The 10,300-nt window shown below is 65.0% G+C and carries 10 protein-coding genes; 6 read left to right on the plus strand and 4 right to left on the minus strand.

The window, feature by feature from the left end:
* From Q0S16_RS22835 to Q0S16_RS22850, 4 genes are all read right to left on the minus strand, one after another.
* A partial coding sequence (locus Q0S16_RS22835; RefSeq protein WP_295853555.1) for an autotransporter domain-containing protein occupies positions 1-1,411 on the minus strand: 1,411 nt, incomplete at its 3' end.
* A 263-nt stretch (positions 1,412-1,674) separates the two neighbouring features.
* Positions 1,675-2,595 (minus strand): SDR family NAD(P)-dependent oxidoreductase, encoded by a 921-nt coding sequence (locus tag Q0S16_RS22840; RefSeq protein WP_295853557.1) that lies wholly within the window; start codon positions 2,593-2,595, stop codon positions 1,675-1,677.
* A 153-nt stretch (positions 2,596-2,748) separates the two neighbouring features.
* Positions 2,749-3,888 carry a thiolase gene (locus Q0S16_RS22845; RefSeq protein WP_295853560.1) on the minus strand — a complete coding sequence of 380 codons (1,140 nt, stop codon included), beginning with the start codon at positions 3,886-3,888 and terminating at the stop codon, positions 2,749-2,751.
* A gap of 4 nt (positions 3,889-3,892) precedes the next feature.
* On the minus strand, positions 3,893-4,306 hold the full coding sequence (locus Q0S16_RS22850; RefSeq protein WP_295853564.1) for a Zn-ribbon domain-containing OB-fold protein: 414 nt from the start codon (positions 4,304-4,306) through the stop codon (positions 3,893-3,895).
* A gap of 205 nt (positions 4,307-4,511) precedes the next feature.
* On the opposite strand from Q0S16_RS22850, the gene Q0S16_RS22855 reads away from it, so the two are divergent.
* The 6 genes from Q0S16_RS22855 (at position 4,512) to alkB (ending at position 10,087) form a co-directional block, all read left to right on the plus strand.
* The gene (locus tag Q0S16_RS22855) at positions 4,512-5,855 is read left to right on the plus strand and encodes an acyclic terpene utilization AtuA family protein (RefSeq protein ID WP_295853568.1); all 1,344 of its coding nucleotides are present in this window, start codon (positions 4,512-4,514) and stop codon (positions 5,853-5,855) included.
* Positions 5,852-6,184, plus strand: coding sequence for a hypothetical protein (locus tag Q0S16_RS22860; RefSeq protein WP_295853572.1), 333 nt, complete (start codon positions 5,852-5,854; stop codon positions 6,182-6,184). Before Q0S16_RS22855 ends, Q0S16_RS22860 begins: the two co-directional genes overlap by 4 nt.
* Positions 6,185-6,223: 39 nt before the next feature.
* The gene (locus Q0S16_RS22865) at positions 6,224-7,570 is read left to right on the plus strand and encodes an amidase (protein WP_295853574.1); all 1,347 of its coding nucleotides are present in this window, start codon (positions 6,224-6,226) and stop codon (positions 7,568-7,570) included.
* Positions 7,571-7,742: 172 nt separating this feature from the next.
* Positions 7,743-8,432: a DUF2848 domain-containing protein gene (locus Q0S16_RS22870; RefSeq protein WP_295853578.1), complete on the plus strand. Its 690-nt coding sequence runs from the start codon at positions 7,743-7,745 to the stop codon at positions 8,430-8,432.
* 297 nt (positions 8,433-8,729) lie between these two features.
* Positions 8,730-9,428: a 2OG-Fe(II) oxygenase gene (locus tag Q0S16_RS22875; protein ID WP_295853583.1), complete on the plus strand. Its 699-nt coding sequence runs from the start codon at positions 8,730-8,732 to the stop codon at positions 9,426-9,428.
* An 8-nt stretch (positions 9,429-9,436) separates the two neighbouring features.
* Entirely contained in the window at positions 9,437-10,087 is a 651-nt protein-coding gene (alkB, locus tag Q0S16_RS22880) for a DNA oxidative demethylase AlkB (protein WP_295853580.1), read from the plus strand.
* Positions 10,088-10,300: the final 213 nt, after the last annotated feature.

The raw sequence follows: 10,300 nt of genomic DNA on the forward strand, positions 1-10,300 counted from the left end.
CGGCGACAAAGCTCATGCCCTCGGCTTTCGAGGCAATGTTGTCGATCACGCCCGGCCGGGTGTTGCGATAGTCCTGCCAGCCGAGCGTCGCCAGCGCCTGAGCGAAGAAGTTGGCATTGACCCAGGCGCCATAAACGCCGAACTGGTACGAGTTGACGTCGGTGGTGCCGGCATTGTTGAGCAACCGGGCTTTCGGATTGGAATAGTCAAAAGCGCCGCCGATGAACGCGTTGGCGCTGATACGATACTCGGCGCCTGCGGTGCCGCCGATGCTGTCGAGCTTGTAGCCGGTGGACGACACCGTGCTCGAACGGTCGCTGACGCCGCCATTACCCACCATATAGAACGACCACGGCGTCGACGCGACAACCGGGGCCTTGGTGTACGGCGCCTTGGCATATCGCGGCTGATTCAGCTGCGCGTAGGCGTTCATCGCGGCGTACACGGACGTCTCGCGAAAACTGTCGAGCCGGCCGAACAGGGTGGAGGCGAAACCGGTGGCGGAGGTCAGTGCGAGGTCGCCCTGCGGTGCGAATGTCAAAGGCGCGTTCAGCCGATTGACGATGTACTGGCCGAGAATGGCAAAGCCGTGCGAGGTCAGATGAACGCCGTCGAAATAGAACAGATAGTTGTTCTGCAGTGCTGGATTGCCGATGCAGGCAAGCGGGCAGGCGCCGACATTAGTGATGCCGAAGGCGGCGGGGTTGGCCCTGACCTGGTTGCCGACCTGGGCGATATCGACATATTCGACGCGGACGCCGGACCGCGCGATGGCCGCCAGCGCGACCTGCATCTGGCTATTGTAGGACTGGCTGAATGCCGAGCCAATCGCCGCGGTCGGCACGCCGGTGGCCTCGGGCAGGGTGCTGACGTCGCCGGCCGTGAACACGATGGTCCGCGCGCCCGCGCCGATTAGCGCATTGATGCCAGCCTGGGCCTGTAGGGCACTCTGCGTGGATGCGGCGGGCACGCCGGCGAGGGTACCGCCGGTCTGGTAGTAGAACCGCGCATCATTACCGCCGATCGAGAGTTCAAGAATATCAGTCGGCGCGATACGTCGTCCGGCGGAGAGAAAACCCTGCCATTCCTGGGCGAAACCGGGGGCGCCGGGGGAGACGTTGGTCGAGCCGGTCGTCGCGCCGCCCAAAGCGTAGTTGTATTGTGGGATGCCCAGCAATTGCGAGGTGGTGTCGATGAAATTGGTGCCGCCGCTGAAACGCCCAGTCGGATATTGCGGTGGGTTCGGAATGCCGGCGAGACGAAAGATATTGCCGATATCGGCGTAGCTGTCGCCGAATGCCTGGATTCCGGTGAACCCGTTCTGTGCGTTCGCAGCACCTGCCGCGAACATGGCCACTGCGCCACCCAGCAGCATCGCTGCAAAATTCTTCCGCCCCGTTGAAGAAGCCATCGCCGTGTCCTCCCTTGCTTTTTATTGGGTGCAAGGCTTCCACGACACAACCTAAACGGCAACAGGTAACTAACTACAGTCTTGAAAAGTCTTTTACTGTGATATCAAAACACCACCTTGCACCGCGGCGTATATCGCTGCGGTGCAAGGTGTCATAGCAGGATGGCCAGACCATTCGTGGTCGTCACCGTCTGAAGGCCGGCGCTGTTTTGCCCGCGATGCGCAAGCGCGCATATGGGCTCTGTCCATGCCGCCGTTCCGGTTTAAACCGGATCCCAGCTGAAAATATCCGCCGAACGGTCGAGTTTGTAGAAGGACGACTTCAACGCCGGCATGCCGTGCTCGGCGAGTGTCCGCGGGGTCCAGCCGCCGTCGCGGTGGATCGAGCGCAGCGGGCGCGACTGGCCCATCAGGAAGATCTCGTTCATGCGCGCGGCGAAGATCTGCCCGGTGACATCCTTGGCGGCGTCGCCAAGCAAATAGGCCACCAGCGGCGCGATCTTTTCCGGGCCCATCTTCTGCATCCGCTCGACGCGGGCCTTCTCGGCCTCGGTCTCGGTCGGGATCGAGCCGATCATCCGGCTCCAGGCGAATGGCGCGACGCAGTTCGAATTGACGCCGAACCGGTTCATGTCGAGCGCGATCGACTTCGACAGGCCGACGATGCCGAGCTTGGCGGCAGAATAGTTGGCCTGGCCGAAATTGCCGATCAGGCCGGAGGTCGAGGTGAAGTGCACGAACGAGCCGGAATTCTGCTCGCGGAAATAGCGGGCGGCGGCGTGCGAGGTATAGAACGACCCCATCAGATGCACCTTGATGACCATCTCGAAGGCGTCGATCGACATCTTGTGGAAGATCGCATCGCGCAGGATGCCGGCATTGTTCACCACGCCGTCGATGCGGCCATAGGTGTCGACCGCCTGTTTGATGATTTTGCTGGCCGGGATCGCCTCGGCGACGGATTCGAAATTGGCGACCGCGGTGCCGCCGGCCTTCTTGATCTCCTCGACGACTTCCTCGGCCGGCGCGGCGCTGGAGCCGGCGCCGTCGGTGGAGCCGCCGGGATCGTTGACCACGACTTTGGCGCCCTCGGCGGCGCAAAGCAGCGCGATGCCGCGGCCGATGCCGCGCCCGGCGCCGGTGACGACGATGACTTTATCCTGCAGTGATTTGGTGTCGGCCATGCTGGTTTCCTGTGGTGTGGGTTTGGTACGCAGGTTCAGTTCGTCATTGCGAGGAGCCTTGCGACGAAGCAATCCAGACTTCCCATGTGGAAGCTCCGCACTGGATTGCTTCGTCGCTTCGCTCCTCGCAATGACGGGGGAGAGAGTTGCGCGCTAGTTTTCGTTGGTAAAGATCACCGTGCCCGACGCGGCGAACATGCCGCCGACGCCGTGGCAGACCGAGATCTTCGCACCCGGCACCTGGGCGGGCGCAATGCCGCGCATCTGCCGCACGCTCTCCTGCAGCGCATACATGCCGTACATGCCGGAATGCATGTAGCTGAGCCCGCCGCCATTGGTATTCATCGGCAGTCTGCCGCCGGCGCGGGTGTGGCCGTCGGCGATGAATTTTCCGGTTTCCTCGTGTGGCATGAAGCCGAGATCGCCGAGGCCATACAACGGCAGATGCGCGAAGGCGTCGTAGATCATCAGGTGATCGACGTCGCTATGCGCGATGCCGGCCTCGCGGAACGCGGTCGGCCCCGCGACGGTGAAGGCGCGCGAAGAGTCGAAGCTCTTCATCTGGCTGACCATCGGCGTCTCCACGCTCTCGCCGGTGCCGAGAATGTACACGGGCTTGTGCGGAAAATCCTTCGCCCGCTCGGCCGAGGTCATGATCAGCGCGCCGCCGCCATCGGTGACGAGGCAGCATTGCAGGATGCGGAATGGATAGGCGATCATCTTCGAGTTGAGCACGTCCTCGACGGTGATCGGCGCCTTCATCGTGGCGCGCGGGTTCTTCGCCGCCCATTCGCGCTGCACCACCGCGACCGAGGCGATCTGCTCATGGGTGATGTCATGCGTCTTCATGTAGCGCAGCACCGGGATGGGAAACATGCTCGGTGGGCCATAGACGCCGAACGGCGCCTCGAACTGGCCCTGCAGGCTGTCGGCGGGAATCGAGCGCGGCGCCTTGCCGATCATCGACTTGCCGCTTTCGGCATGGGTGATCAGCACGGTCTTGCAGAGGCCGGCCTCGATCGCCGCGGCGGCGTGGCGGACATGCAGCATGAACGAGCAGCCGCCGACCGAGGTGCCATCGACCCAGGTGGGCGTGATGCCGAGATCATGCGCGATCTGCTGCGGCGTTTCCACGGCGGTGGCGATGCCGTCGATGTCCGACAGCTTCAGGCCGGCATCGGCGATCGCGTTGAGGGCGGCGTCCGCGTGGAGCTGCAACTGCGACATGTTGGGGATGACGCCAAGCTCGGTGGTCTCGGCGGCGCCGACGACGGCGACTGCGTTTCTGCGCATGGAATTAAGCCTTCGCCGGACGGAATTGAGCCAAAGTGATCTGGTCGTCGAGTTTTTCGAATACGACTTCGAGCTTCATGTCGAGCACCAGCGCCTCGGGCGTCTGCGGACAATCGAGGATGTTGCTCATCAGCCGCGGGCCTTCCTCGAGTTCGACCACCGCAATCGCGTAAGGCGGCGTGAAGCCGGGCGCGGCGGGGCGGTGGTTGATGACGTAGGAGTACAGCGTGGCCTTGCCGGACGCCTTGAACACGGAGACTTTTCGCGAGGCGCAGGCCGGGCAGAACGGACGCGGCGGAAAATACACATTGGCGCATTCGTCGCAGCGCTGCAGCCGCAATTCGTTCGATTGTGTGCCGTCCCAGAAGTGCCGGGTCTCGGGGGTAGGTTTTGGGCGCGCACGCGCGGCTTCGGCCATCTGGTGTTCTCTCCCTGCGCGAGGACGTCCGCCCCGCTGATTGTGTCTTGATGGACATTCCACGTTCCCGGGTCAACGGTCCAGCGCCGCGGCTGCATGGCCGTATCTGCTCACCGGGCAGCACAGCGGCGCCGCGCTTGTGCCGCTGTGACCTCACGGAGTAGGTTGTCGCAAAATCAGGGGAAACAAACATGCGAAGATCAACTTGCGCAGCATAAGGATCGGCTCGGGCGCCGGCTATTCCGGCGATCGCATCGAGCCCGCGGTCGAACTCGCCGAACGTGGCGACATCCAGTATCTGGTATTCGAATGCCTCGGCGAGCGCACCGTGGCGCTGGCGCAGCAGGCGCGGATGAAGGATTCCGATGGCGGATTCGATCCGCTGCTCGAGGATCGCATGCGCGAGGTGCTGCCGATCTGCGCCGTCAAGGGGATCAAGCTGGTCACCAATATGGGCGCCGCGAATCCGTTGGCCGCGGCGCGCAAGACCGCCGAGATCGCCAAGGCGCTCGGGCTGTCGCTGAAGATCGCGGCGGTGATCGGCGATGATGTGCTGGACGCCTGCAAGGATGGCGACCTGCCATTCATGGAAATCGACGGCACCATGAAGCAGCTCGGCAACCGGGTGCTGTCGGCCAATGCCTATCTCGGCGCCGCACCGATGGCCGAGGCTTTGAGCGCCGGCGCCGACGTGGTCATCACCGGCCGCGCTTCCGATCCCGCGCTGTTTCTGGCACCGATGATCCATGCCTTCGGCTGGGCGATGGACGACTGGAATCTGCTCGGTCAGGGCACCGTCGCCGGCCATCTCTTGGAATGCGCGGGGCAGGTCACCGGCGGCTATTTCGCCGATCCGGGGTTCAAGGACGTCCCCGGTCTGGCGCGGCTCGGCTTTCCGATCGGCGAAGTCGGCGAAGACGGATCGCTGGTCATCACAAAAGTGGCCGGCTCCGGCGGCGCCGTGACGGCGGCCACCTGCAAGGAGCAGTTGCTCTACGAGGTGCACGATCCCGAACGCTACATCCAGCCCGATGTGATCGCGGATTTTTCACAGGTGAAGATCGAGCAGCTCACGCCCGATCGTGTCAGGGTCAGCGGCGGCCGCGGCACCGCGCGTCCGGAGACGCTGAAAGTCTCGGTCGGCTACATCGACGGCTATATCGGCGAGGGGCAGATTTCCTATGCCGGCCCCGGCGCGGTCGCGCGCGGGCGCCTCGCACTCGAGATCGTCCGCGAGCGGATGCGGCTGACCAAAGTTGCGACCAGCGAAACGCGTTTCGAACTGATCGGCATCGATTCGCTGCATGGCGAGACGCTGTCAGTCCGCGCGGGCGACCCCTACGAGGTCCGCGTCCGCGTCACCGGCCGCACCGAGAGCCTGCGCGAGGCGGTGCGGATCGGCAACGAGGTCGAGACGCTCTACACCAACGGCCCCGCGGCCGGCGGCGGCGTCACCAAATCGGCGCGCGACGTGGTGGCAGTGGCCTCGGTGCTGCTACCGCGCGCGCTCGCCACACCCTCGGTCCAGTTCGTGGAGGCGGCATCATGAGACTGCGCGACATCGCCCATTCCCGCACCGGCGACAAGGGCAACATCTCCAACATCTCGGTGATCGCCTTCGACGAAAAACACTATCCGCTGCTGCTGGCGCAGGTGACGCCAGAGCGGGTCAAGGCGCTGTTTGCCGGCATTGTCGAGGGCTCCGTGGTCCGTTATGAACTGCCGGCCATCGCCGCCCTGAACTTCGTAATGGACCAGGCGCTGGGCGGCGGCGTGACTCGGTCGCTGGCGCTTGATGCGCATGGCAAATCACTGAGCTCCGCGCTGCTTGATCTGGAAATCGACGGCGGTTTCGGCGATACCCGGTCGGCGCCGTGACCGACCAGCTCGGTCCGGCCTGAAACAGGACATTGCGACATGATTCAGCCGACCCTCGCCAGCCTTGCCGACGATCTCGCCGCCGGCCGCACCACCTCCCGCACGCTTGTCGAGGAATGTCTGGCCAGGATTGCCGATCCGCACGGCGAGGGCGTGCGCACCTTTCTCCGGGTTGATAAGGCGGCGGCGCTGGCCGCCGCCGACGCGATGGATCAGCTTCGCTCCGTGAACGCCGCGCCGTCGCGCTTTGCCGGCATCCCGATCTCGATCAAGGACCTGTTCGACATCAAGGGCCAGGTCAGCCGCGCCGGTTCGCGCGCGCTGGAGGATTCCGCGCCCGCGGAGGCCGATGCAACGGCGGTGGCGCGGCTGCGCGGCGCCGGCTTCGTGGTGATCGGACGCACCAACATGGTGGAATTCGCCTATTCCGGCATCGGCACCAACCCGCATTACGGCACGCCGAAGAGTTCGTGGCAGCGTGAGATCGGCCATGTGCCGGGCGGCTCGTCCTCGGGCGCTGCGGTGTCCGTCGTCGATGGCATGGCACATGGCGCGCTCGGCACCGACACCGGTGGCTCCTGCCGGATTCCGGCGGCGTTCAACGGCATTGTCGGCTTCAAGCCGACGCAGCGCCGTGTGCCGCTCGACGGCGCGGTGCCGCTGTCGTTCACGCTCGACAGCATCGGGCCATTGGCCCGCACGGTGGAATGCTGCGCGGTGATGGATTCCGTGCTGGCCAACGAGACCTGGGTGCCGCTGGTGCCGCGCCCGATCAAGGGCATGCGGCTGGCGGTGCCGACCACGCTGGCGATGGACGATCTCGAGCCGATCGTCGCCGACGCCTTCGAGCGTGCGCTGAAGAAGCTGGCCGAGCAGGGGGCGCTGATCGAGCGCATCGCGGTGCCTGAATTTCTCGACATCGGGCCGATGAGCGTCAAGGGCGGTTTTACCGCGGCCGAAAGCTATGCCTGGCACCGCTATCTGATCTCCAGCAAGGGCGACATCTACGACCCCCGTGTCTCGGTCCGCATCCTGCGCGGCGAGGCCATCAGCGCCGCCGACTATATCGACCTGCTGCCGGCGCGGCGCTCGTTGATCGCCCGCACCGAAGCCCGCATCGCGCCCTATGACGCGCTGGTGATGCCCACCGCCGCGATCACGCCGCCCCTCATCGCTGACATGGAGGACGACAAGGTGTTTGCGAAGGCCAACATCATGAGCCTGCGTAATTGCACGCTGATCAACATGATCGACGGCTGCGCCATCTCGCTGCCGATCCACCGCGACGGCGAGGCCCCGGTCGGCCTGATGCTGGCCGGCGCCGCCGGCTCCGACCGCCGCATCTTCGAACTCGCCGCCGGCATGGAAAATGCCGTTCGGGGGTGATGCAATCGCGGTAGCCCTTGCTTCACCTCTCCCCGATGGGGAGAGGTCGGATTGCGAAGCAATCCGGGTGAGGGGACTGTGGATTACCGATAGGCCTGTGCCCCCTCACCCCAGCCCTCTCCCCAATGGGGAGAGGGGGCGGTGCCAGATTTCTAACTAGAGGACCATTCTCATGACCACCACCATCGCGTTGACGCTGGACGCCCGCGGCGCCACCACGCCGCTGACCGTCACTATCACCCAGGGCGTGATCGCCGGCTGGACCGGCCGTGATCCCGTCGCGCGTGATCATCACATCGCCGAACTCGCCGCGATCGGCATCGCGCCTCCGGTCTCGACGCCGATCTATTATCGCTGCGGCGCGCGCCGCTTCACCACCGACGGCGCGATCGAGTGCACCGGCGAGGAATCCTCCGGCGAGGTCGAATTCTGCCTGTTCGCGACGGACGGCAAGACCTATGTCGGCGTCGGCTCCGACCACACCGACCGCAAGGTCGAGACCTACAACATCACGGTGTCGAAGCAGATGTGCGACAAGCCCGTCGCAGCCACGGTGTGGGACCTGGCCGAGGTCGAGGGCCATTGGGACCAGATCATCCTGCGCTCCTGGGCGACCATCGACGGCAGCCGCGTGCTGTACCAGGAAGGCACGCTGAGCGGCATGCTGCCGGTGGCCGAGCTGATCAGGCTCGGCTTCAACGCGGCCACGCTGCCCGAAGGCACCGCGATGTTTGGCGGCACCTTTGCCGCCAAGGGCGGCATCCGCCCGGCGACGCGATTCGACTACGAGATCGAGGACCCCATCCTGAAGCGCAGGATCGCCTCGGGCTACGACATCGTGACGCTGCCGGTGGTGGGGTGACTGCGTTCCCCGGATGCTGCGCAGCGCGGCGCGCTTGCGCCGTGGTGCGCTGCTGATCCGGGGTCCCGGTTCACTCAAGCAACCGGGATCCCGGATCTGCGGAGCGGCATCAGAATGCCGCACCGCATCCGGGAAACAGGCGCTGCTTCGGAAATCGGGTGGCTCACCCCCCGCGTTTTCGCCATCATGGCCGAACAGGCCATGGCATGATGATCGCGGCCGCGGTGACGGAGCGACGACATGGTATCTCTCGCAAGCAAAGCCACGCGCACCGATATCGTGCCGGCGCTTTCCGTGATGCCGCGCATCGCCGCGATCGACTGGCCGCGGATCAGCGCTGATCTCGACGCACGCGGCTGCGCGGTGCTCGAAAGCCTTCTCAGTCCCGGGGAATGCGCCGCCCTCGCGTCGCTGTACTCCGACGACCGCCGCTTCCGCAGCCGCGTCATCATGGGGCGCCACGGCTTTGGCCGCGGCGAGTACAAGTATTTTTCCTATCCGCTGCCCGACATCATCGCCGCCTTGCGCCCGGCGATCTATCCACCGCTGCGCGAGGTGGCCAATCGCTGGAACGAGGCGATGGGCCTCGCGATCCGCTACCCCGCCGAACATGGCGCGTTCCTGCAGCGCTGCCACGATGCCGGGCAGACCCGGCCGACGCCGTTACTGCTGCAATATGGCGAGGGCGACTATAATTGCCTGCATCAGGATCTATATGGCGAGCACGTGTTCCCACTGCAGGTGGCGATCCTGCTGTCGGAGCCGGGCAGCGATTTCACCGGTGGCGAATTCGTGCTGACCGAGCAGCGACCGCGCATGCAGTCGCGCCCCGAAGTGGTTTCGCTGCGCCGCGGCGACGCGGTGGTCTTTGCTGTGCATCACCGCCCGGTGCAGGGCACCCGCGGCGTCTATCGTGTTAATCTCCGCCATGGCGTCAGCCGGATCCGCTCCGGCCAGCGCCACACGCTGGGCTTGATCTTTCACGATGCGAATTGAAGGCGGCCATGACGGATCTGTTCGCCGGGATGACCGGTTTTCTGCCTGCGCTGGAGCGCATCGCCGACGGCGCGCTGCTGCTGCGCGGTTTTTTCGCGGCCACCGAACCCGAATTGATCGCCGATCTGCGCGCGATCGTGAAGCAGGCGCCGTTCCGCCACATGGTGACGCCGGGCGGCCACACCATGTCGGTGGCAATGACCAATTGCGGTGCCAGCGGCTGGGTCACCGATCGCAGCGGCTATCGCTATGACCATATCGATCCAGTGTCCGGCCAGCCGTGGCCGGCGATGCCGCCATCGTTTCGCGATCTCGCCAGGCGCGCGGCGGAGCAGGGCGGCTTCGACCATTTCGCGCCGCGGGCGTGCCTGATCAACCGCTATGTGCCCGGCGCCAAAATGTCGCTGCATCAGGACAAGGACGAGCTCGATCTCGGCGCGCCGATCGTCTCGGTGTCGCTCGGCCTGCCGGCGACGTTTCTGTTCGGAGGATTGCAGCGCGGCGAAACGCCGCGAAAATTCCGCCTCGACCATGGCGACATCGCGGTCTGGGGCGGGCCGTCGCGCCTCGCCTTTCACGGCGTCGCGCCGCTCGCCGACGGTGAGCATCCGCTGATGGGGCCGCAGCGCATCAATCTGACGTTCCGGAAGGTGGCGTAGATCACCATCGTCATTCCGGGGCGCGAACGCCGCCAGGCGGTCGCGAACCCGGAATCCCGAGATGTTGGCACGCTAGAGCGTGATGACGCTAGGTTGACGCGTATCCGGAATTGACGAGGTAGTTGGCGCATTCTTTAGGTGAAAAGTCGCTTAGGAGTGCGCCAATTCGTTTCCATGTTGCTTCGACGCTGCGCTCGGCGGCTTTTCGCAGCA

The sequence above is a fragment of the Tardiphaga sp. genome (assembly GCF_025356345.1).
Lineage (GTDB): Bacteria > Pseudomonadota > Alphaproteobacteria > Rhizobiales > Xanthobacteraceae > Tardiphaga.